The sequence below is a fragment of the Kribbella sp. NPDC050281 genome (assembly GCF_040655855.1).
Taxonomy (GTDB): Bacteria; Actinomycetota; Actinomycetes; order Propionibacteriales; family Kribbellaceae; genus Kribbella.
The window spans coordinates 133,627-154,733 of sequence record NZ_JBFAKS010000004.1 but is presented as its reverse complement, the minus strand read 5'-3'; the positions used below and the strand labels follow the sequence as shown (position 1 = coordinate 154,733).

Genomic DNA, 21,107 nt, shown 5'->3' with positions numbered 1-21,107 from the left:
TCTATGGGGTCTGGGAGGGTCCGGGTATGACGTTGTCGACGGAGCGGGCCGAGTTCTATCTGGGGCACGTGCGGAGTGAGGGTGCTCGGCTGGGGGAAGTCGGGCGGATGGGGCTGGAAGCGCCCGTGCCCAGCTGTCCGGGGTGGACCGTGGAGTCCGTACTGCGGCATGTGGCGATGGTGTATGTGCACAAGGTGGAGGTGCTGCGGCTCGGCGCGCTGCCCGACCCGTGGCCGCCGGACTTCGACGCACGGGACACGTTCGAGTGGTACGACGAGGCGCTCGCCGCGATCGAGGCCGCGTTGGAGAAGGCCGGTACGTCGCTGGAGACCTGGACGTTCAATCCGGACGACGCCACCTCGGGGTTCTGGTACCGGCGGATGGCGCTGGAGAGTGTCGTGCACCGGATCGACGTCGAGCAGGCGCATGACGTGGTCACACCGATCGCCGCCGACCTGGCGCTCGACGGTATCGACGAATTGCTGTTCCCGAACCTCGGTGGACCGTGGTGGGAGGAGGGCGACACCGCTCACCCACTCGACGCGACCGTTCGGATCACCGCCGAGGGCCGCACCTGGACGATCAGCGCGGACAGCACCAGCGTCACCGTGCAGCAGGGCGCCCAGGGCGACGCGGCCGCCGAGATCTTCGGTTCACCCGACGCGGTGTTCCTGTGGTTGTGGGGCCGTGCCGACGCTTCCGCGATCCAGACCGCCGGCGACGCGAGCGTCGTACAGGAGTTCCGTGCGCGGGTCGCGGAGGCCACTCGCTGACGGATGTCCTGTTCGCGGGTTGCTGTTCGTTCACTTGCCGAGGGACCACAGTGGATCCTGAAGCACGGAAAGGAGTGGGCTGATGGCGCAGTACCTGGCGCTCGTTTACAGCGCGGACGTGGACTGGTTCGCACCTGAGCAGGCCGAGGAGCTCGCGGAGTACCGGCGGTTCCAGGACGAGAACGCCGGCCTGATCACGGCCAGCGCGGTGCTCCATCCGACCAGTACGGCGACCGTCGTACGGGTGGAGGGCGCTCGCGGCGGGAAGGTCGTCACCACCGACGGGCCGTACGCCGAGACGAAGGAAGCACTGACCGGCTACTACCTGGTCGAGGCCGAGGACCTGGAGGCGGCGATCGCGATCGCCCAGCAGATCCCGTCGGCCTGGAACGGCGCGGTCGAGGTGCGCCCGGTGATCCGGGCCCGCTGAAGACTCCGGCGATGGAGCCAGGGCACGACGCGGTGGCCGAGACGGTCCGGGTCGAGGGGACACGCATCCTCGCGACGCTGATCCGGACCGTCGGCGACGTGCAACTCGCCGAGGACGCCGTCCAGGAGGCCACCCTGGCGGCCCTCGGCGCCTGGCCGGTGACCGGCGTACCGCCCGAGCCGCGCGCCTGGCTGACGGTGACCGCCCGGCGCAAGGCGATCGACATCATCCGGCGCGAACGGGCGCGCGCCGACAAAGAACGTGACAGCACCCAGCTGATCGAGCTCGGCCGCACCGACATCGTCCCGGCCGAGGTCGTCCAGGACGACCTCCTGCGGCTGATCTTCACCTGCTGCCACCCTGCGCTCTCACCGCCGACCCGGGTCGCGTTGGCCTTGCGCACCTTGTGCGGGCTGTCGCCCACGCAGATAGCCGGCGTCATGCTCACCACCGAGGTCGCGACCGCGAAGCGCCTGACCCGGGCGCGGCAGAAGATCGCCGCGGCCCGTATCCCGTACCGGGTGCCGCCGGAGGCCGAACTCCCCGAGCGCCTGCCCGCAGTCTGCGGCGTGGTCCACAGCCTCTACACGTCCGGCCACGCTCCGGTCGAAGGCCAGACGGCGTACGACGTCGACGTCTGCGCGGAGGCGATCAGATTGGCGGAGCTCCTGCACGAGCTGCTGCCCGAGCAGCCGATGCCGACCGCCGTACTCGCACTGCTGCTGCTCACCGAGGCACGCCGGCCTGCCCGCCTGGACGCCGAGGGTGAGGTCGTCACACTCGACCAGCAAGACCGCGGCCGCTGGGACAACGCCGCGATCGCCCGCGGGATCGACCTTCTCAACGACTCGCTCCTGCGCTCGAACCAGCAGGCCGATGCCTACCAACTCCAGGCCGCCATCGCGGCCGAGCACGCCCGCGCACCCAACTACGACACCACGGACTGGACGGAGATCCTCCGCCTGTACGAGCTCCTCGTGTCGGTCGCGCCCAGCCCGGCAGCCGACCTGGGCCGCGCGGTCGCGGCCGCCGAAGCACAAGGCCCCACAGCGGGCCTCGCCTTACTCAGCGAGCTCACGCCCAGCCCACGCGGGCACGCCGTCCGCGCCGAGCTATTGGCTCGCGACCACCGGTACGACGAAGCAGTCGAGGAACTCACCAAGGCGCTGGCAGGTTCGTCGACCGACGCCGAACGACGCCATCGCGAGCGTCGCCTCGAACTCTTCCGAGCCGCGGCGGACTGATCTCAGTCCTCGTCGGTCCAGTTGCCACGCTCGCTGTTGAAGATCGACTTCGACGCCGAACCCGAGGAGGGTGGCGGACCACCGCGCCGCGCCGGCGCGGGTGCGGGCACCGTGGTGGTGATCTCCTGCGCGGAGTCCATCCCGATCGGACCGGTGCCATCGTCGTCGGAGTCGTCGTCGCCCTCCACCACGTCGACGCTGGCCGACGCGCGCAGACCCGTGCGCTGGATCACGCGCTGGATGGTCAGGTCACGGTCGTCGGGACGGCTGACCCACCTGATCTCGCGGAAGCCCTGGTCCTGCGCCGCGGACTCGAACACGAAGTGGCCGTACCCGAGGATCCGGCCGATGCTCGGCTTCTTCAGGGTGATGTCGAGGACCCGCGCGATCGGAGTCGTCGCGACGGTCTGGGAGAAGACGCCACGGATCCGCATCACCCGCATGTTGGTGACCACGAACCGGTCCCGGTGGTGGGTGAGGAACTGCCAGAAGGCATGCGAGAGCAGCACCAGGACGAGCGCCAGCACGATGGGCTGGCCGCCGATCGGCGTGGTCACCATCGCGATCAGCAGGGCGGTCGCCAGCGCGACCTCGAGCATCGGCACCGAATACACCACCCAGTGCTGCCGGACCTCGTCGATGACGACCTCGCCCTCGTCCGCGATCAGGTGCTTGCGGACCTTCGGGTCGAAGATCCGGAACAGGCCTATGCCGGCCATCCACTCACTCCCCTACCACCCTCTCTGGCCATCGCAGCCGGCCGCTCCGCGGCCCGTACAGCCAAGTGTCCCGCACGATTGCTCGTAACGGGACACTCGGAGTGCAGATCAGCTGAAGAGCGCGGTCAAGAAGGTGATCACACTCGAGAACGCGTCGCCGATAGCGGAGAACGCGCCTCCCACCGCATCGGCGGCGTTCGCTGGCTGAGTGAACAGATAGAAGGCGGCAAACGCGATGACCGACCAGATCAACAGCTTCTTCGGCATGTCACCACTCCTCGTTCGCAACCACTCGGTCGACTGTGTTTGAGTTTGTATCACGGACCGTCACCAATTGTCACTGACTGAACACAGCCCACCGCACAATGCTCACCAGCTACAAGGTCCATTCTGTAACGGATTCGGGGGCATGGCACCCACCGGCGCGCCGCCGTGAGACGTCCATCGCACCGTACTCCGGAAATCCTGCGGAGTTTGCCCGATTTCGGAACAACCATTGGATGAACGCCAGGGAAAGACACAATGTGACAGTCCGTGGTCGGGTGTTGCACGTGGCGTTGATCAGAGCGCCGCGATCAACTCGTCCGCGGCCGTGTACGGGTCGGTGTTGCCTTCGGCGACCTTGGCGGCCAGTACGTCGAGCCGCGCGTCGCCGTGCAGGTGCGCGAATCTCGACCGCAGTGCGGTCATCGCGATCGCCTCGATCTCGTCCCGGGCGCGGCTCCGGCGCCGTTCGTCCAGGACGCCGTTGGACCGCATCCAGGCCAGCCGATCCTCGATCGCCGCCACCACCTCGTCGACCCCTTCGTTGCGCGAGGCAACGGTCTTCAGGATCGGCGGCGACCAGGCGCCTTCGGGCCGTTCGGCCAGCGCGAGCATGTGCCGCAGGTCGCGGGTGACGTTCTGCACGCCGTCGCGATCGGCCTTGTTCACCACGTAGATGTCGCCGACCTCGAGGATGCCGGCTTTCGCCGCCTGGATCCCGTCACCCATCCCCGGCGCCAGCAGGATGAGGGTCGTGTCCGCCATCCCGGCGATCTCCACCTCGGACTGGCCGACACCGACGGTCTCCACCAGGACGACGTCGTACCCGGCCGCGTCGAGCACCCGCAACGCCTGCGGGGTCGACCAGGCCAGTCCACCGAGATGCCCACGCGAGGCCATCGACCGGATGAACACCCCGGAGTCGGTCGCGTGGTCCTGCATCCGCACCCGGTCCCCGAGCAGCGCACCACCGGAGAACGGTGACGACGGGTCGACCGCGAGCACACCGACCCGCTTTCCGGTCTCCCGGTACGCCGTGACGAGCGCCGACGTCGACGTGGACTTCCCGACGCCGGGTGAGCCCGTGATGCCGACGATGTGCGCATGACCGGCGTACGGCGACAGGGCGGCCATCACCTCACGCAGCAACGGCGATTCGTCCTCGACCAGTGAGATCAGCCGGGCGACGGCCCGGGAGTCACCCTCCCGGGCCCGCTCGACCAGCTCCGAGACCGGTGCGGTCCGGCGCGGCATCAGCTCTTCGGGACCCGGACGATGAGCGCGTCGCCCTGGCCACCGCCACCGCACAGCGCGGCCGCGCCGACGCCACCGCCGCGCCGGCCCAGCTCGAGCGCGAGGTGCAGGACCAGGCGGGCACCGGACATCCCGATCGGGTGTCCGACGGCGATCGCGCCGCCGTTCACGTTGACCTTGTCCGGGTCGACCTTCAGCTCCCGCGTGGACGCGATCCCGACCGACGCGAACGCCTCGTTGATCTCGATCAGGTCGAGCGCGGCCGGCTCGATGCCTTCCTTCTGGCACGCCTTCGCGATCGCGTGCGCGGGCTGGCTCTGCAGCGTCGAGTCCGGCCCGGCCACCGAGCTGTGGGCGCCGATCTCGGCGATCCAGCTCAACCCGAGCTCCTCGGCCTTCGCCTTGCTCATCACCACCACGGCACAGCCGCCGTCGGAGATCGGCGACGACGACCCGGCCGTGATCGTGCCGTCCTTGCCGAAGGCCGGACGCAGCCTGGCCAGCGCCTCGACGGAGGTGTCACTGCGGACGCCTTCGTCGCTGTCGACCACGATCGGGTCGCCCTTGCGCTGCGGCACCTCGACCGGGATCACCTCGTCGGCGAACAGACCGTTCTTCCAGCCCTCGGCGGCCCGCTGGTGCGAGCGCACGGCGAACTCGTCCTGCTCCTCGCGGCTGAGCTTCAGGCCCTCGTTGTTGGCCTGGTCGGTGAGCGCCCCCATCGGCTGGTCGGTGAACGCGTCCCACAACCCGTCGTACGCCATCGAGTCGACCAGGGTGGTGTCGCCGTACTTGAAGCCCTCGCGGGACTTCGGCAGCAGGTGTGGCGCGTTCGTCATCGACTCCATCCCGCCGGCGACGACGATGTCGTACTCACCGGCGCGGATCAGCTGACTCGCGAGCGCGATCGCGTTCAGGCCGGACAGGCAGACCTTGTTGATGGTGATGGCCGGGACGTTCATAGCGATGCCGGCCTTGACCGCGGCCTGTCGGGCAGCGATCTGACCAGCGCCGGCCTGCAGCACCTGGCCCATGATCACGTACTCGACCTGGTCCGGCGCGACGCCGGCCTTCTCCAGTGCGCCCTTGATCGCGAACCCGCCGAGCTCGGCGCCGGTGAAGCCCTTGAGGCCACCCAGCAGCCGCCCGATCGGGGTCCGCGCGCCGGCGACTATGACAGTGGTGTTCGCTGAACTACGGGTGGCGTCAGACATGTTGTCACGATACCTGCGACAGCACTGGTACGCCGCTGTCGATCAAGTCACACGCGTGGTGTCAGCTCTGCCACTTTCCATGGATTCCGGCGGCCGGCTGCGCCACTCTGGCGCTATGAAGAGCACCGTCACCGGGACCTTGTTCGACGCGATCGACCACGTGGGTGTTGCCGTGGCCGACTTCGACGAGGCGGTCCGGTTCTATGCCGAGGTGTTCGGCATGACGGTCGCGCACGAGGAGATCAACGAGGAGCAGGGCGTGCGCGAGGCCATGCTGTCGGTCGGCGACTCGGGTTCGTCGATCCAGTTGCTCGCCCCGCTGTCGGACTCTTCACCGATCGCGAAGTTCCTGGACCAGCGCGGGCCGGGCATCCAGCAACTCGCCTACCGGGTCAGCGACCTCGACGCGGTCTCGGCGACCCTGCGCGAGCGCGGCGCCGAACTCCTGTACGACGAGCCGCGCCGTGGCACCGCCGGTTCGCGGGTGAACTTCATCCATCCGCGCTCGGCCGGCGGCGTGCTGGTCGAGCTCGTCGAGCCGGCCTGAACCCGGCCTGAACGACCGGTCTGTTACGGGTCTCGAACACCGGGTGACGGCGCGCCCCGATGCGTTACTCGGTGGCGATCGCCGGACTAGGCTGAGCGGGTGCTGAAGGACAGCGCCACCGACTCTCTGGGCGGTGCGCACGCGGGGTTCCGGCACGACGCCTTCGTCTATACCTCTGGCGAGGAGTTCGTGCTTTCCGCGGCGCCGTACGTCCGTGACGGCCTGGCTGCCGGTGAGAAGGTCGTGGTCGCACTGCCCCCGGAGCGGATTGCCGAGCTGCGCCAGGCACTCGGCGAGGCGGCCGACCAGGTGCGTTTTATCGATATGACAGTCGCCGGCCACAACCCCGCGCGGATCATTCCGTTCTGGCGCGACATCCTCGATCAGCATCCTGGCCGAGCGGTCCGTGGGCTCGGCGAACCGGCGTACGCGGGCCGGACGGCAGCGGAGTACGAGGAAGCCTTGCTGCACGAGGCTCTGCTGTCGGTGGCCTTCGCCGACGCCGTCGGCTTCCGGCTGCGCTGTCCGTACGATGCGGCCGTCGGGATCGATCCGACGGTGACCCACTCGGTGCCGGAAGGCCTTGCAGAGAAGACATTCCGCACCGCGCTGCCCGACGTACCGGATCGGGCCGAGCGGTGGGAGTTCGGACGCGGCGAGCTTGCGCAGATCCGGCAATGGGTCAATGCGCGGGCGTTGTCGCACGGGGTGTCGCGGGATCGGACGGACGACCTGGAGCTGGCGCTGCACGAGATTTGCACGAACAGCATCCTGTTCGGCGGCGGCAGTGGGACGTTGTCGGTCTGGATCGAGGACGGCTCACTGGTCTGCGACGTCGCAGACCACGGGCGGATCGACGACCTGCTGGTCGGACGCGTGCTGCCACCACTCGACGAACTCGGCGGCCGGGGCGTGTGGCTCGCGAACCAGCTGTGCGATCTGGTCCAGCTGCGCTCGGGCGACGACTTCACCCAGGTGCGGCTCTCCACGCGCCTGCGCTGAGTAAGACCACTGACAACGGTGGACTGCAAAAGTGACGGTCGTCTCACCCACCCGTGCCTGTGTTACAAGGCACAGCCAGACGTGCATACTCAGCGGTAAGTTCCGCTCACCCAGACCGCCGCTGCAGGAGGTACGACGTGAAGCAGATCCTCGAAGCGATTCTGTCCGGTGACACCACGGCCGTTGGCGAACTCGACGTACCGGACCACTACCGCGGCATCACCGTGCACGCCGACGAGGCGACGATGTTCGAGGGTCTGGACAGCAAGGAGAAGGATCCGCGCAAGAGCCTGCACCTGGACGACGTACCGACGCCCGAGCTCGGGCCGGGTGAGGCGCTGGTCGCGGTGATGGCGAGCGCGATCAACTACAACACCGTGTGGACGTCGATCTTCGAGCCGGTGTCGACGTTCGCGTTCCTGAAGCGGTACGGGAAGCTGTCCCCGCTGACGGCCCGCCACGACCTGCCCTACCACGTGGTCGGTTCCGACCTGGCCGGCGTCGTACTGCGGACCGGGCCCGGCGTGAACGCGTGGAAGCCGGGCGACGAGGTGGTCGCACACTGCCTGTCCGTCGAGCTCGAGTCGCCCGACGGGCACAACGACACGATGCTCGACTCCGAGCAGCGCATCTGGGGCTTCGAGACGAACTTCGGCGGTCTGGCCGAGCTCGCGCTGGTGAAGTCGAACCAGCTGATGCCGAAGCCGGAGCACCTCACCTGGGAGGAGGCCGCGTCCCCTGGTCTGGTGAACAGCACGGCATACCGGCAGCTCGTGTCGGCGAACGGCGCCGACATGAAGCAGGGCGACGTCGTACTCATCTGGGGTGCGTCGGGCGGGCTGGGTTCCTACGCGACGCAGTTCGCGCTGAACGGTGGGGCGATCCCGGTGTGCGTGGTGTCGTCGCCGGAGAAGGCGGAGATCTGCCGGGCGATGGGGGCGTCGCTGATCATCGACCGGTCGGCCGAGGGGTACAAGTTCTGGGCCGACGAGACCACACAGGACCAGAAGGAGTGGAAGCGGTTCGGGGCCCGGATCCGTGAGCTCACCGGTGGCGACGATCCCGACATCGTGTTCGAGCACCCGGGGCGGGAGACGTTCGGGGCGTCGGTGTACGTCGCCCGGCGCGGCGGGACGATCGTGACGTGTGCGTCGACGTCCGGCTTCATGCACGAGTACGACAACCGGTACCTGTGGATGAACCTGAAGCGGATCATCGGCTCTCACTTCGCCAACTACCGGGAGGCCTGGGAGGCGAACCGGTTGATTGCCAAGGGCATGGTCCACCCGACGGTCAGCAAGGTCTATCCGCTCGAGGACACCGCCCAGGCGGCGTACGACGTCCATCGCAACCTGCACCAGGGCAAGGTCGGCGTCCTCACCCTGGCCCCGAGCGAGGGCCTCGGCGTCCGTAATCCGACGCTGCGGGCCGAGCACGAGGCCGCCATCAATCGCTTCCGTAACAGGTAACGGTTGGGCCGGGTCGTCCCAGGGGCCCGATTGGCTGGTTACGCCCGAGTTCTGACAGGCTTAAGGTGGGGGATTCAGTGAGCCGCCAGAAGGGAATCTCGGGAATGCCTGACGAGTCGAGCCTGCCATTTTTCGACCGTACGGCGACAGCGGCCGGGGGCTTCCCGGTCAGTCGACGTGGGTACGACAAGCAGGCCGTGGACGACTATGTCCGCGCGCTGGAGATGCAACTCGTCGAGGCCCGTAACAGAGCCGATGAGCTCCAGGGCAGTGTCGCGCCGATGCAGCGGCAACTGGAGGAGACCCGGCGTCAGCTCGACGCCAGCGCCAACCCGTCGTACGCCGGACTCGGCGACCGGGCCGCGCAGATCCTCCGGCTCGCCCAGGACCAGGCGTCCGAGGCGCTCGAGGAGGCCCGCCGCGAGGCCGACGAGCTGCGCAGCACGGCAGCCAAGGAGGCCTCCGCGGCCCGGGCGACCGGTGACCGCGAGGCCGAGGACATCCGCTCGGTCGCGCTGAACGAGGCCGACAGCCTGCGCCGGACCGCCGAGGGCGATGCCGCCGAGCTGCGCCGTACCGCGGAGACCGAGGGCTCCGAGGTCCTGCAGGCCGCGCGGCGCAAGGCCGAGCAGCTGCAGCTGACCGCCGAGTCGCAGGCCAGCACGCTGAAGAACGGTGCCCTGCACGAGGCGGAGAAGATCCGGACGGCGATCCAGCGCGAGTCCGCCGCGCTGCGGGCCCGGCTCGCCGACGAGCGTGAGCAGCAGGCCAAGGAGCTCGCCGACAAGCACCAGCAGATCGCGGCCGACACCGAGAACCTCACCACCCAGATGCGCGAGGCCGCCGAGGCCTCCGAGCGCCGCGTGGCGGAGGCGACCGAGCAGGCCCGCAAGATCCGCGCCGAGGCCGAGGAGTCGGCCGAGCGGACCATCACCCGGGCGCGGCGCGAGGCCGAGCAGTTGCTGACCACCGCCCGGACCCGCTCCGAATCGGAGCTCGCGAACGCCGCGGACGAGGCGGAGCGGTCGCGCACGGTCGTCGCCCGGGAGACCGAGCGGCTCGCGAAGCGCCGCGACGGCATCCTGACCCAGATCGCGGGTCTGAACGAGATCGCCAGCAACATCGCCCGCCAGGCCGCCGAACTCGACTCCGAGACCGCGGCCCCGACGTACGTCAGCCCCTTCAACCGCCAGCAGGCGGAGTCGCCGAACCCGCTGAGCGGGCCGTCCAGCAACCCCCTGTCCGGGCCGCAGAACGCCCCGGCGCCCAGCCCGTTCGCGGCACCGCCGGAGGCACCCGCCCCGAGCCCGTTCGACGCACCGTCGACTGCCGGCCAGGTCGCTGCGAAGGACGAGAGCCCCTTCGCTGCGAAGGACGACGCCCCGTTCGCGCCGAAGGACGACAGCCCGTTCGCACCGAAGAGCGAGAGCCCGTTTGCGCCCAAGGGGGACAGCCCGTTCGCGACGTCTGCGCCGGCGTCGGGTGAGGCGTCGTACGCCGAGGGTGGGGAGGGACCGTTCACCGGAGCGAGCCCGTTCGTCGGGCTGGGTGCGGGTGATGCACGGGTCGACGAGACGCGCATCGACACCGCCCTGCGGGTCGACCCGAAGGACACCGACGACCTGGTGAGCAAGACTGCCGGCGGCCCGGCCGACGAGTCCGACTCCTCCACGTCCACCTCCGCATCGTCGTCCACGTCGGCTTCGATCACTCCTGCCGCGTCCACCTCGGCCGCGTCGAACTCGGGGTCGTCGACCTCTGGCGCGTCGACCGCTCGCGCGTCCTCCCGGTCTGCGTCGTCCAAGGCGTCCACGGCATCGGCCGACGACGACTCGAAGGTTGCTGACTCCAAGGCTGCCGATTCGAAGCCTGCTGGCTCGAAGGGTTCCGACTCGACGGGCGCCGATTCCAAGGCGACCGGTTCGAAGGCGGACGATTCGAAGGCGGACGACGACGAGCCGGCGGACTCGACGAGGATCGACGAGTTCAGGCTGGATGACCTGGTGTCGGAGGAGACTCAGACGCAGGCTCGGCCGAACGGCCTGGCCGACGAGAAGAAGACCGACGAGGCCAAGACGGGCTCGCGATCCCCGAAGGACAAAACGACGTGACGCCAGCCGGCGACGACACCTCCACCACAACCCCCGACCGGGACCTCGCCGAGGCAACCCGCGAAGCGCAGGAGGCCGCCGCCGAAGCAGAACGGGCCGCGGACAAAGCCGACCACTCCGCCGATGCGGCAGCAAAGTCCGCCGAGCAGGCGGACGGATCAGCCGACGCAGCAAGCCAGTCAGCGGACAAAGCCGACGAATCGGCCGACGAAGCCGACAAGGCGGCAGACAAAGCCGATGAGTCCGCGGACGAAGCCGACAAGTCGGCAGACAAGGCCGACGAGTCCGCCGACAAAGCCGATGAGTCTGCGGACAAGGCGGGTGCGGCGGCTGGAGAGGCTGAGGAGTCGGCGGAGGATGCCAAGGCTCCGGCGGACAAGGCGGACGACGATCTCGCCAACGAACTGCTGATCGAGGAGCGGCACCCGGACGTCGGCATGGGCCTGCCCGGTCCGCCGTTGCGGCGCTCGAGCCCGTTCATGTTCGGGTTCTTCGCGGCACTCGGCGTACTGGTCGCCTGGGGTCTGTGGAACGCGGCCGGCCGGGCTAGCTCGGTCCTGATCCTGCTGCTGGTCTCGATGTTCATCGCCGTCGGGCTGAACCCGCTGGTCGAGTGGTTCATGCGCCGCGGCCTGAAGCGCGGTCTGTCCGTCGCCGTCGTGTTCCTGCTGATGATCCTCGCGGTCGCCGGCGTCGGGTTCGCGATCGTGCCGGTGGTCACCGACCAGATCGACAGCCTGATCAGGAACGCACCCCAGTGGCTCGACCTGGTGCAGAAGTCGAAGACGCTGGACGAACTCGACAACCGCTACCACTACGTCCAGAAGGCCAAGGACTACATCCAGGACCCGGCCCTGGCGCAGCGCGCGTTCGGCGGCATCCTCGGTGTCGGCAAGGTGGTCGCGAACGCGCTGTTCAACACGTTCACGATCCTGATCCTGACGCTGTACTTCCTCGCCTCGCTCCCGTCGGTCAAGCGCGCGGCGTACAGCCTGGTCCCGCGGACCCGGCGTACTCGCGTCTCGATCCTCGGCGACGAGGTGCTGGCCCGGGTCGGCGGCTACGTCAGCGGCCAGTTCACGGTCGCCCTCTGCGCGGGCTTCTGCATGTTCGTGTTCCTGGAGATCGTCGGTCTGCGCGAGTACGCCGTGGCGCTGGCGATCGTGGTCATGTTCACCGCGTTCATCCCGATGGTCGGCGGCCTGATCGGCGTCGTCCTCGTCTCCCTGATCGGCTTCACCGACAGCCTGTGGACCGGTGTCGCCTGTCTCGCGTACGGGATCATCTACCAGCAGATCGAGAACTACGTCATCGCCCCGCGCATCATGCGCCGAGCCGTCGACATCCCCGGCGCCGTCACCGTCATCGCCGCCCTCATCGGCGGCGCCCTCCTAGGCGTAGTGGGCGCCCTCCTGGCCATCCCCTCCGCCGCCGCCATCCTCCTCATCATCCGAGAGGTCTGGGTCCGCAAAGCCGACGATTCCTAAGGGGTTACGTCTCTGACCGCCTGTACGACGAGGTCCGGGCGGTCGAGGTGGAGGTAGTGGCCGGAGTCGGGGACGACGGTGTGGCGACCGTTGACTATGGCAACCAGTTCGTCCAGGACCGCGGTGACTTGCTCGGTGCTGTCCGCGGGTCTGCCCTTGGTGGCCGTGAGCACCACAACCGGTAGCTCCGGCCAGACACCCTGCGCACGGCGGGCGGCCAGGTCGTCGACGTGGTCGAGGATCATCGGGAACTCGTCGAGGTACGTGAACAGCTGCTCGTCCGTCTCCAGGTAGGACAGGCACGCCTCGATCAGCAGAGGCTGGAGGCGCTCATCGCCTCGGACGCTCCGGGCGACGTCAGTGGCCAGTTCGCGACCGAACTTCAGCACATCCGCACTCCGCGGATCCTCGCTCGCCGGCACGGTCCGGCTCGGGTGCCGGCTCACCTCCGCGCGACCGTCTCCAGCGAGAGGCTCCGACCAGAAGATCTCGTGTGAGGGGTCGAGCAGCACCAGGCCGCCGACCAGTTCGGGCCTCGCCCAGGTGGCCAACTGCGCCAGCAGACCACCCCAGCTGTGCCCGACAACAACACCTGGGCCAACCGCCTCGAGCACAGCCAACAGATCCCCGAGCTGCAGATCCAGGCTGAGCGGCGCCGGATCACTGGCGCCGTACCCGGCTCGGTCATAGACGATCACCCGATAGTCGGGGGCAAGCGCGTGGAACACGGCCGCGAACCCGGCGGCCGGCGACATCGCGCCGGCCTCGAACAAGACCGTGTGCGGCCCGTCACCCGCCTCGAGCCACCGCAGTACCCGACCGCCCCGGTCGAGCTCACGCCGCTCACATTCCTCGTCGACAAGTGCCTCGAACGCAACCGCCACCTTGTCCGACGGCGAGTATGACGTACTCAACGATCCCCTCCACAGCTCGATCAACCTGTCGGAATGTAGTCCACGAGCAGGTCTGGACAGATAGGTAGCGGGTATATATTCTTGCTATCTATGCGGTCGTTGTTTCTTGCGTTGCTGGCTGACGAGAGCCGGTACGGGTACGAGATCAAGCAAGCCCTCGAGCAGGAGTTCGGGGAGCTGCTGCCCGCGCTGAACGCCGGGCAGATCTACTCGACGCTGGCGCGGCTCGAGCGGGACGGGCTGGTGGTGGGGCAGAGCATCGAGGGCGACAACCGGCGCAAGCGGGTGTACGAGCTCACCGCCGCCGGGCGGGCCGCGCTGACGGGATGGATCGAGACGCCGGTGCCGGGGACGCGGCTGAAGGACGAGTTCTTCATGAAGCTGGTGATTCTCGCGTCTGCGGGTCTGGCCGAGCCGAAGGCGCTGATCGCTGGGCAGCGGCGCGAGTACCTGCAGTCCCTGCGCGACCTCGACGCGATGGTGGCGGCCGACGGGTCCCGGCCCGCGGCCGAACTGCTGGCCGAGGGCGCGATCCTGCATCTGAAGGCCGACCTCGAGTGGCTCGACCTGATCGAGCAGCGACTGCCGATGCAACGGGAGCCGGCATGACACCGGTGCTCGAGACACGAAGGCTCGCGAAGACCTACGACACCGGGGGCGCCCAGGTCCTGGCCGTCCGCGGTATCGACCTCACGATCGGCAAGGGCGAGTTCGTTGCGATCGTGGGGCCGAGCGGGTGCGGGAAGTCCACGCTGCTCAACCTGATGGCAGGGCTCGATCGCGTGACCGCCGGGGAGGTCTGGCTCGGCGGCGAGCGGATCGACCAGTTGAGCGAGACCGCGCTGGCGCGGATGCGGCGGCAGAAGGTCGGGTTCGTGTTCCAGTTCTTCAACCTGATGCCCACCCTGTCCGCCATCGAGAACGTCGAACTGCCCCTCCTCCTGGTCGGACGGCACCGGAAGGAAGCCCGAGACACCGCGAGCAGACTGCTGGACGACCTCGGTCTCGACGACAAGTACGACGCGGCGCCGTCCCAACTGTCCGGCGGAGAACAACAGCGCGTCGCCCTCGCCCGTGCCTTGGCGAACACGCCGGACATCCTGCTCGGCGACGAGCCGACCGGGAACCTCGACTCGGCCTCGTCCCGCGAGGTGCTCGCCCTGCTCCGCGCCGCCCGCGACCGGGGCCAGACGCTGCTGCTGGTGACCCATGACACCCGCGTCGCCGCCGCCGCGGATCGGGTCATCACCCTTCGCGACGGGCTGGTGAACGACGACACCGAACTGCAATCGGCCCGACCGGTCACGCTCCCCTTCGACGCCGGCGGACCGGTATGACGCTCACCCTGGTCAGGCTCGCGTTCGCGGGACTCCGCTCACGGCTCCTCGCGAGCGCGCTGACGGTTCTGCTCTGCACCGCCGCAGCCGCGACCATCGTGCTCGCGCTCGAGGTCGGGTCGACTGTCCGCGATCCGTGGCAGCGGACCTTCGCCGACGCGAACGGCGCCCACGTCCTCGCGAACCTCGCCTCGGCGGCGGATGCGGACAAGATCGCGAGCCTCCCCGGCGTCGCCGAACGAGACGAGCCCATCCCGAACGCCAACGCCGCCGTACTCGGCACGACCGACCGATTGCAACTCGCCGGCCAGGCATCCGCGCCACACGTGAACACAGCAGTCCCGATCGACGGTGCAGGCCGACCCGCGGATGGGATCGTGCTCGAGCGCAGCTTCGCCGACGCCCTCGGTCTCACCGTCGGTACGACGTTGCGCCTGGCAACGACCGGTGACCCGGTGGAGCTGACCGTCGTCGGTACTGCGGTGTCGCCCAGCCAGCCGCGCTATCCCCGCCGGAATCCCGGGCTGGCCTGGGTATCACGCGCCACGCTGGAGCAGGTCCAGCCGGACACCGGTCGCTGGCGCTGGACCGAGGCCGTCCGTCTGTCCGATCCGGCTGCCGCACCGGACTTCGCCGTACGGGCTGCTGGAGCCGTGCCGCCGAGCACCGCCGCCTTCGAAACGTGGCAGGACCAGCGCGACAGTGCATTGCAAGAGGCAGCGCCCACTCGGCTCGTGCTGACGACGTACACCATCGTCTTGCTCGCCGTGGTCTTCGCGGTGGTGGCGATCCTGGTTACGGCTCGCGCCGGCGCGCAGCACCGCGAGATCGGACTGCTGAAGGCGGTCGGTGTCACGCCACGCCAGATCACTGTCGTATTCGCGCTCGAGTCCGCCGTGCTCGGGCTGGTCGCGGTGGTGCTCGGCTTCGCGATCGGCGTACTGCTCGCGCCACGGCTGGCCGCGTCGAGTGTCGCGACAATGGTGGCGTCGCCAACGATCGCGATGAATCCGTGGCATCTCCTCGTCGCTGCCTGCCCTGTGCTGATCGTGCTGATCGGCAGCGCCGCCTCGTCGGCCCGGCGTGGCACCGGGTTCACTGTTCTGCAGGCGATCCAGTCCGGTTCGGCGGCACCGGCGTCGAGAACACGCCTCGGGCGTTTGGTCAGCCGGGCGACCCTTCCGGTCGTGTTGTCGCTCGGTCTCAAGGACCTTGTCACCAGGCGACACCGAGCCACGCGGCTGGCCGGTGCGATCGTGGTCACCGGCGCGGCCGTCGTCTTCGCGCTCTCGATGCAGGCGAACCTCGACGCCCGCGCCGCCGGCGAGGTCAGCGACGTACCGCGTGAGCTGCCCGTTCTCGTCTACACCCTGGACGCCGTACTCCTCCTGATCACCGTCACGACGCTGATCGCGGTCGCCCTCCTCTCGGTGCGCGAGCGCGTCCGCGAGTACGGCGTACTGAAGTCCGTCGGCCTGACACCCCGGCAGATCGCGTCGAGCCTGATCAGCGCCCACGTCGCGCTCGCCGTCGTCGCGGTCATCGTGTCGATCCCGGTGGGCATCGCGCTCTACATCACCGTGTACGGATTCGCCGGCGGAAGCAGCGAGGACCGGGTGATCGCCTCCTGGTGGTCACTCGCCCTCGTCCCGATCGGAACCATCCTCCTGGTCGCCCTCGCCACCAGCCTCCCCGCCCGCCTCGCCACCCGCATCCCCGCCGCCGAAGCCCTCCGCTACGAGTGAGGCCAGCAGGTGCAGGATAGTGAAGGCTTCGGGGTTGGTTGTTTGTGCTGGGTCAGTAGTCCTTGATCCGGCCAGGCTCTGGGAAGTCCGGCTCCAAGCCCTGCCTCAAGAAGCGTGTCTGTTGGTTGGCGCCGTCCAGTACCACCTGCAAGGTGCCCTCGACGAGAATGTCGCGCCCCAGCAGTCCTGCCTCCCGGCGTCCGCACAGATAGCGTCCGTCCGCGGGCCGGCTTCCCGGACAGTTGCCGTGGGGACATCTCCGCGAGAACGGGCTGAACGCCCATTCGAAGACGATCAGCGGCCGCACCTTGACGCGCTGGGACTCCGAGCCGTCGGACAGGAGCAGGTCCACTTCCTGATCAAGGTATTCGAAGGGCTGATCAGGTTCGCGAATCCCGGCCCGGACATCCAGACTTCCCGCTTGATCGATCGCTCCGGATTCGCTCAACGTCTCGTACGACAGGAGCGTATGTGGGGATCCGGTGTCGAAGTGAACTTGGTACGTATTGCTGTCGCCCTGCAGTACGTCAATACCGAGACACGGATAAAAGTCGGTCGGCGGACAAGGGCACCAGGTACTCCCCAGGGTGATGTCGTCAGACTCTATCGGCCGTCTGAACAAGTAAGGCATACGCCCATGACGTCGCCCGAGTTCGGCCATCCGCCGCGAATCAGGCAGGTTGGCACGCGAAGCCCCCCACCGAATGACGTCCATATCAGGCCCGGCGATCAGCACCCATTCCGCGTCCGAGTTCTCGAACACGATGCGCACCTCGTCACGGCATAGCTGCTGCGCCTCACGGACCAGCGATCGCGCCGACGGAATGCTCAGGTCCATCATTTCATCCACAGTGAGGGCGAACGCTCGAGAGGACCTGCCCCGCCCGTCGGCCGACCCCAACGAAGCCGAGAGAGCGCCAGAATTCGGCCGGTGCACGAGGTTCCGCACTGGGGTGATGAGAGAGCTCTCCAGAATCTCCCCGTCGGAGTCCGCCCTCGGAACCTTCACACCCTTGGCGCACCGAATCAGCGGGTTCAGGCTACGTTCCAGATCCTCGTACTCAGGATCACCGACGTACTCCGTCCAGAAGAAGACAGCGACATCGGGCCGCTTCCGGGTCGCGTCCCGGGCCACCTGGCGTGCGGACACCGGCATGCGCATGTCCACGATCAGGACCTGGACCTCGTCCCGGGCGAGTTCGGCCGTCAGGTCATCCTCGGACGGCACGGCAGTAATTCGCATCCCTCGTGGCGCAGCCCCACGCACCACGCCTTGCACGAAGGCCGAGCCGACCGCGTCGTCGACCAGAACCGCATCGATCTCGCTCACTCCGGCTCCTTCGAATGTGGTAGCCGGAGACGGAAAACCGCTCCCCCTCCATAGCGGTCAGAAAATTCCACAGTTCCCCCATTGTTGCGCATCGTCTCTCTGGCCAGGAAAAGCCCCATCCCTGTCCCCGAATCCGGGCGGCCGGTGACAAACCGCTCGAACAACGTGTCTCTGACGGCCGGCCCGACTCCGACTCCGGTGTCCTCGACATCGATGATCGCGTCCTCGCGTGTCGCCCTCAAGGACACCGTTACCCGACGCTCCCCCATCGTCTTCATCTCGGTCCAGTACACCGCATTCGAAACCAGGTTGAGTACGGCGCGCTCCAGCTCGAGTCGGTCGGCCTGCACGAATACCGGTTTGTTCCCGGGGTTGACCTCGATCCGGATAGTGCTGTGCAGCTCGATCAAACTGCGATTGTCGACCAGGAGACGGCGCAGATCAACACGCCGCCGGCCACTGCGACGTTCCTGGAGAAGGGCGAGCCGTCCCATTCTGTTCATGCAATTGTCCACGAACGCGGCCGCACTGGTCAGTTGCTGACTCAACCCGCGATTCAGCTCCTTCGGCGAGGAGTTGAGGATGACCGCCGCGCTGGTCATCGCGGTCGTTGCCTCACGAAGAGCCTTCTGCACATCATGAAGAAACGGGACGAGCGCCTGGGCAGGGGTGAGGCGGCGAATCATCTTCTCGTAGGTGTCTTCCGCCTCGAGTACGAGCAGCTGCGCCCACTCCGTGATCAGGAATCCGTAGGCCAGGTCGCTGACCCGGTACGCATCGATGCGACTCATGTACTCGGCCGGGCTACTTTCGCTCCAATAGAGCGACAGTGCGCCGAGGAGCAACCCCCGGGAGCGAACGGCAACAGCCTGGCAACGCTCCCAGTTCTCCGTCTTGAACAAGTCCGGGTGGTACGGCTTGAGTCCGTTGGGATCGCGCTTGTCGAAGAGGATCTGCGATCGAGTCGGAGACAGTTGACCGACGATCCCCTTACCCAGTCCGAGGTGATGCCGCCCGTGGCTCATTCCAACCACCTGAAGCGTCTCGAAGACCTTGGGCTTGGGCCTGTAGATCCAGAGGATGGCCGCGTCGGCGGCCGACAGGTTGCACAGCAGCGACAGGCCGAGTTTCGCACTCCCGACCTGGAAGGCTCGAGCGATTAGGAAGTACGGGTCCGTGCGAGAGTAGGCCGCCAAGAGGTAGGCAATACACCAGGCCGCGAAGTCGCGAAAAGGCAGCGGGAAAAAGTCCTGGGCGCGTTCCCTCGGAAGTCCGATGCACCAGGCTGCCGCCTGCGGCGCCCCTTGGCGAGGGTTGGGGATGTTGAGCCGATAGACAAAGAGCGTACGGCGCTCGTCCCGCTCCAGTGAGAGATCGATCTCGATCGAAGGATTCGGATCGTCCTGGGTCTCCTCCAGGCTCTTGATGGCCAGCGCGACCTGTGGCTCGAACCCGGGTGGATTGAAAAGCGTCGGTTCGGCGTCTTCGGTTCGGAGAACAACGCCGAACGTATAGGACGAGTGCACCTTGTTGAACCGATGGACGGCTCGGTCGAGTTCAACGACCGCCTCCCGGTCAGATATGCCGACCATCATCGCCCTTGCCGCCGGCCGTCAGCCCGAGGATCGCCCCGATCGCTGGCATCAGGATCGCCGCCGCGAGTATCACGACCCCACTCATGGTCGGCGTATAAGGACTCCAGCGATGTGCAAACGAGTACGGCATCGCGCTCATGTACAGCGCAGCGCCGACGATCGCGAACAGCAAAGCCAGACCAAGGCGCCTTGCCGATCTCTCCGGACCGGGGCCCTGTTGTTGAGCCAGGACGACCAGCACACCGACGATGACGATCGTCACTGTGAAGACGAAAACATCCTGCCCGAACGTCGGAGCACCGATAAAAGCGCTGGCGGCCACATAGAAACCGAGGGCTTCAGCGGGAACGTAAACAGCGATGGCGTCGAGGGCGGCGCGGATTCGGTCGCCCGCAGGCGCATCCGTGCCTCCAGCCCGAGCGCCTGGACGACTTGGCCGACCACGGTCTCTCGAATTCGTGCTGATCTCAATATCATCGACAACGACAGACGCCGGCACGCCGCTCGATGGTGAACGCGCAAGACGGCCAAGCTGCATCGCCCCCATGGCACCCCTCCCCCACTGCCTGAGTGCGAACATAATGCCATCAGAGTCGCCCCCTCGGAACAAGGAATCGCCCTTCTCGGTGATGATTGTTGCCGCGGCGAAATACCAGTCGCCGGATCAAACGATTGATCCGGCGACTGCGGGTAAGGCGACTATTGGATTCTGGCGGCCCAGGTCGGGAAGTGCCTACGGGCCGGCGAGTTTGGTGATCTCCGGAGTGGGGTTGGTGTGGAAGGCGCAGGCCCGGGGGTAGCCGGCGAGGCAGCCTCGGGTGGTCATGAGCGCGGTGTAGTAGTCGATGTAGCGGAAGCCGTAGGTTTCGCCACGGGCGAAGGCCTGATGGCGGATGGCGGAAACCCAGAGGTAGAAGGCCTCGTCGGGGATGGGGACGTACATCGACGGCTGGAAGCCTTCCATGTCCTCCCAGTTCTCTGCGTGCAGGATCGAGCGGACGCCGTGCCGCGGGAGCGCGGCGAGCTTGCCCACGGCCCCTTCCATGCCGTCGAGCTCCTGGTCCGACGGGAGGCCGGCCAGGAACCGGGCCCGTTCGGCCAGGCTCGACGCATGTTCGTGGTCGCGGTGGATGCTGTGTTTCCAGTGCGCGATGAGTGTGTCGGGCTGCTTGTCGCGGATGATGGTGGCGAGTTCGAGCGCGACGTCGTCGGAGTCGGGGAGGAAGCCGTCGCTGTGGTCGAGGACCAGGAAGTCGGCGCCGATCGCTGCGGCGAAGGCCTCGCCCTCGGCGATCTTCTGCTTCTTGTACTCCGACGGGGTCATCCGCGGGTGACCGCGCTCCCCCGGGGTGAGCGCGACGATGGTGGCGCTCGCGCCCTCCAGAACCAGTTTCGCCAGGGTCGGACCCGCGGTCAGGTCCATGTCGCCGATGTGCGCCCCGACGGCGAGCACTGCTTTGGTCACAAGGGTCTCCTCACTTCAGGCCACTCAGTACGACGCCTCGCACGCAGTACTTCTGGAACAGCAGGAACTGGTCGAGGAACCGCGGGTAGCCGATCGGGTCCGCCGGCGCCGCGGCGGACCACACAGAGGCATGCAGGAACTGGGTTGAAAACTTACTGATGTCGTCAGGTGAAGGTCAATAGATTACGGACAATCGTTGACCCGGAC

Annotated in this window: 20 protein-coding genes; 11 read left to right on the top strand and 9 right to left on the bottom strand. The window is 67.7% G+C overall.

Annotated features, from left to right (window positions below):
* Window positions 1-26 precede the first annotated feature (26 nt).
* From AB0I34_RS06545 to AB0I34_RS06535, 3 genes are all read left to right on the top strand, one after another.
* The gene (locus AB0I34_RS06545; protein ID WP_360440451.1) at window positions 27-773 is read left to right on the top strand and encodes a maleylpyruvate isomerase family mycothiol-dependent enzyme; all 747 of its coding nucleotides are present in this window, start codon (window positions 27-29) and stop codon (window positions 771-773) included.
* Window positions 774-855: 82 nt separating this feature from the next.
* A complete protein-coding gene (locus AB0I34_RS06540; RefSeq protein WP_131355674.1) occupies window positions 856-1,203 on the top strand; it encodes a YciI family protein in 348 nt (115 codons plus the stop codon).
* An 11-nt stretch (window positions 1,204-1,214) separates the two neighbouring features.
* Complete coding sequence (locus AB0I34_RS06535) at window positions 1,215-2,447, top strand: DUF6596 domain-containing protein (RefSeq protein ID WP_360440448.1); 1,233 nt, start codon at window positions 1,215-1,217, stop codon at window positions 2,445-2,447.
* A 2-nt stretch (window positions 2,448-2,449) separates the two neighbouring features.
* Here the strand turns inward: AB0I34_RS06535 and AB0I34_RS06530 are convergent, their stop codons facing one another.
* The 4 genes from AB0I34_RS06530 to AB0I34_RS06515 form a co-directional block, all read right to left on the bottom strand.
* A complete protein-coding gene (locus AB0I34_RS06530; protein WP_360440445.1) occupies window positions 2,450-3,166 on the bottom strand; it encodes a PH domain-containing protein in 717 nt (238 codons plus the stop codon).
* Between the two features lie 108 nt (window positions 3,167-3,274).
* Complete coding sequence (locus AB0I34_RS06525; RefSeq protein WP_360440442.1) at window positions 3,275-3,433, bottom strand: hypothetical protein; 159 nt, start codon at window positions 3,431-3,433, stop codon at window positions 3,275-3,277.
* 294 nt (window positions 3,434-3,727) lie between these two features.
* Window positions 3,728-4,684: a methylmalonyl Co-A mutase-associated GTPase MeaB gene (gene meaB, locus AB0I34_RS06520; protein ID WP_360440439.1), complete on the bottom strand. Its 957-nt coding sequence runs from the start codon at window positions 4,682-4,684 to the stop codon at window positions 3,728-3,730.
* Window positions 4,684-5,898, bottom strand: a complete 1,215-nt coding sequence (locus tag AB0I34_RS06515) for an acetyl-CoA C-acetyltransferase (protein ID WP_360440436.1) — start codon at window positions 5,896-5,898, stop codon at window positions 4,684-4,686. Before AB0I34_RS06515 ends, meaB begins: the two co-directional genes overlap by 1 nt.
* A gap of 115 nt (window positions 5,899-6,013) precedes the next feature.
* Between AB0I34_RS06515 and mce the strand changes: the two genes are divergently transcribed.
* From mce to AB0I34_RS06490, 5 genes are all read left to right on the top strand, one after another.
* Window positions 6,014-6,445 carry a methylmalonyl-CoA epimerase gene (gene mce / locus AB0I34_RS06510; RefSeq protein WP_360440433.1) on the top strand — a complete coding sequence of 144 codons (432 nt, stop codon included), beginning with the start codon at window positions 6,014-6,016 and terminating at the stop codon, window positions 6,443-6,445.
* Between the two features lie 99 nt (window positions 6,446-6,544).
* Complete coding sequence (locus AB0I34_RS06505; RefSeq protein WP_360440430.1) at window positions 6,545-7,447, top strand: sensor histidine kinase; 903 nt, start codon at window positions 6,545-6,547, stop codon at window positions 7,445-7,447.
* Between the two features lie 137 nt (window positions 7,448-7,584).
* On the top strand, window positions 7,585-8,916 hold the full coding sequence (ccrA, locus tag AB0I34_RS06500; protein WP_360440427.1) for a crotonyl-CoA carboxylase/reductase: 1,332 nt from the start codon (window positions 7,585-7,587) through the stop codon (window positions 8,914-8,916).
* Window positions 8,917-9,020: 104 nt separating this feature from the next.
* Window positions 9,021-11,027, top strand: a complete 2,007-nt coding sequence (locus tag AB0I34_RS06495; protein ID WP_360440424.1) for a transposase — start codon at window positions 9,021-9,023, stop codon at window positions 11,025-11,027.
* Window positions 11,024-12,514, top strand: a complete 1,491-nt coding sequence (locus AB0I34_RS06490) for an AI-2E family transporter (protein ID WP_360440421.1) — start codon at window positions 11,024-11,026, stop codon at window positions 12,512-12,514. Before AB0I34_RS06495 ends, AB0I34_RS06490 begins: the two co-directional genes overlap by 4 nt.
* Here AB0I34_RS06490 and AB0I34_RS06485 read toward each other — a convergent pair.
* Complete coding sequence (locus tag AB0I34_RS06485) at window positions 12,511-13,428, bottom strand: alpha/beta hydrolase (protein WP_360440418.1); 918 nt, start codon at window positions 13,426-13,428, stop codon at window positions 12,511-12,513. The two genes, AB0I34_RS06490 and AB0I34_RS06485, sit on opposite strands and share 4 nt — an antisense overlap.
* A gap of 90 nt (window positions 13,429-13,518) precedes the next feature.
* On the opposite strand from AB0I34_RS06485, the gene AB0I34_RS06480 reads away from it, so the two are divergent.
* Genes AB0I34_RS06480 through AB0I34_RS06470 form a run of 3 tightly spaced genes read left to right on the top strand, consistent with a single transcriptional unit; the run spans window position 13,519 to window position 16,510 of the window.
* Entirely contained in the window at window positions 13,519-14,037 is a 519-nt protein-coding gene (locus AB0I34_RS06480) for a PadR family transcriptional regulator (RefSeq protein ID WP_360440415.1), read from the top strand.
* The gene (locus AB0I34_RS06475) at window positions 14,034-14,765 is read left to right on the top strand and encodes an ABC transporter ATP-binding protein (RefSeq protein WP_360440412.1); all 732 of its coding nucleotides are present in this window, start codon (window positions 14,034-14,036) and stop codon (window positions 14,763-14,765) included. The genes AB0I34_RS06480 and AB0I34_RS06475 overlap by 4 nt, the downstream gene beginning before the upstream one ends.
* Entirely contained in the window at window positions 14,762-16,510 is a 1,749-nt protein-coding gene (locus AB0I34_RS06470; RefSeq protein ID WP_360440409.1) for an FtsX-like permease family protein, read from the top strand. The genes AB0I34_RS06475 and AB0I34_RS06470 overlap by 4 nt, the downstream gene beginning before the upstream one ends.
* Before the next feature lie 52 nt (window positions 16,511-16,562).
* Here AB0I34_RS06470 and AB0I34_RS06465 read toward each other — a convergent pair whose 3' ends face one another.
* The 4 genes from AB0I34_RS06465 to AB0I34_RS06450 all read right to left on the bottom strand — a co-directional run bounded on the left by AB0I34_RS06465 (window position 16,563) and on the right by AB0I34_RS06450 (window position 20,900).
* The gene (locus AB0I34_RS06465) at window positions 16,563-17,840 is read right to left on the bottom strand and encodes a hypothetical protein (RefSeq protein ID WP_360440406.1); all 1,278 of its coding nucleotides are present in this window, start codon (window positions 17,838-17,840) and stop codon (window positions 16,563-16,565) included.
* The gene (locus tag AB0I34_RS06460; RefSeq protein ID WP_360440403.1) at window positions 17,837-19,435 is read right to left on the bottom strand and encodes a HAMP domain-containing sensor histidine kinase; all 1,599 of its coding nucleotides are present in this window, start codon (window positions 19,433-19,435) and stop codon (window positions 17,837-17,839) included. The genes AB0I34_RS06465 and AB0I34_RS06460 overlap by 4 nt, the downstream gene beginning before the upstream one ends.
* Window positions 19,416-19,982: a hypothetical protein gene (locus AB0I34_RS06455; RefSeq protein ID WP_360440400.1), complete on the bottom strand. Its 567-nt coding sequence runs from the start codon at window positions 19,980-19,982 to the stop codon at window positions 19,416-19,418. The genes AB0I34_RS06460 and AB0I34_RS06455 overlap by 20 nt, the downstream gene beginning before the upstream one ends.
* Window positions 19,983-20,168: 186 nt before the next feature.
* The gene (locus AB0I34_RS06450) at window positions 20,169-20,900 is read right to left on the bottom strand and encodes a PIG-L family deacetylase (protein WP_360440397.1); all 732 of its coding nucleotides are present in this window, start codon (window positions 20,898-20,900) and stop codon (window positions 20,169-20,171) included.
* Window positions 20,901-21,107: the final 207 nt, after the last annotated feature.

Coding starts and splice junctions, on each gene's coding strand:
- AB0I34_RS06545 (WP_360440451.1), top strand. CDS start 27: ATGACGTTGTCGACGGAGCGGGCCGAGTTCTATCTGGGGCACGTGCGG.
- AB0I34_RS06540 (WP_131355674.1), top strand. CDS start 856: ATGGCGCAGTACCTGGCGCTCGTTTACAGCGCGGACGTGGACTGGTTC.
- AB0I34_RS06535 (WP_360440448.1), top strand. CDS start 1,215: ATGGAGCCAGGGCACGACGCGGTGGCCGAGACGGTCCGGGTCGAGGGG.
- AB0I34_RS06530 (WP_360440445.1), bottom strand. CDS start 3,166: ATGGCCGGCATAGGCCTGTTCCGGATCTTCGACCCGAAGGTCCGCAAG.
- AB0I34_RS06525 (WP_360440442.1), bottom strand. CDS start 3,433: ATGCCGAAGAAGCTGTTGATCTGGTCGGTCATCGCGTTTGCCGCCTTC.
- meaB (WP_360440439.1), bottom strand. CDS start 4,684: ATGCCGCGCCGGACCGCACCGGTCTCGGAGCTGGTCGAGCGGGCCCGG.
- AB0I34_RS06515 (WP_360440436.1), bottom strand. CDS start 5,898: ATGTCTGACGCCACCCGTAGTTCAGCGAACACCACTGTCATAGTCGCC.
- mce (WP_360440433.1), top strand. CDS start 6,014: ATGAAGAGCACCGTCACCGGGACCTTGTTCGACGCGATCGACCACGTG.
- AB0I34_RS06495 (WP_360440424.1), top strand. CDS start 9,021: ATGCCTGACGAGTCGAGCCTGCCATTTTTCGACCGTACGGCGACAGCG.
- AB0I34_RS06480 (WP_360440415.1), top strand. CDS start 13,519: ATGCGGTCGTTGTTTCTTGCGTTGCTGGCTGACGAGAGCCGGTACGGG.
- AB0I34_RS06475 (WP_360440412.1), top strand. CDS start 14,034: ATGACACCGGTGCTCGAGACACGAAGGCTCGCGAAGACCTACGACACC.
- AB0I34_RS06470 (WP_360440409.1), top strand. CDS start 14,762: ATGACGCTCACCCTGGTCAGGCTCGCGTTCGCGGGACTCCGCTCACGG.
- AB0I34_RS06460 (WP_360440403.1), bottom strand. CDS start 19,435: ATGATGGTCGGCATATCTGACCGGGAGGCGGTCGTTGAACTCGACCGA.
- AB0I34_RS06455 (WP_360440400.1), bottom strand. CDS start 19,982: ATGGGGGCGATGCAGCTTGGCCGTCTTGCGCGTTCACCATCGAGCGGC.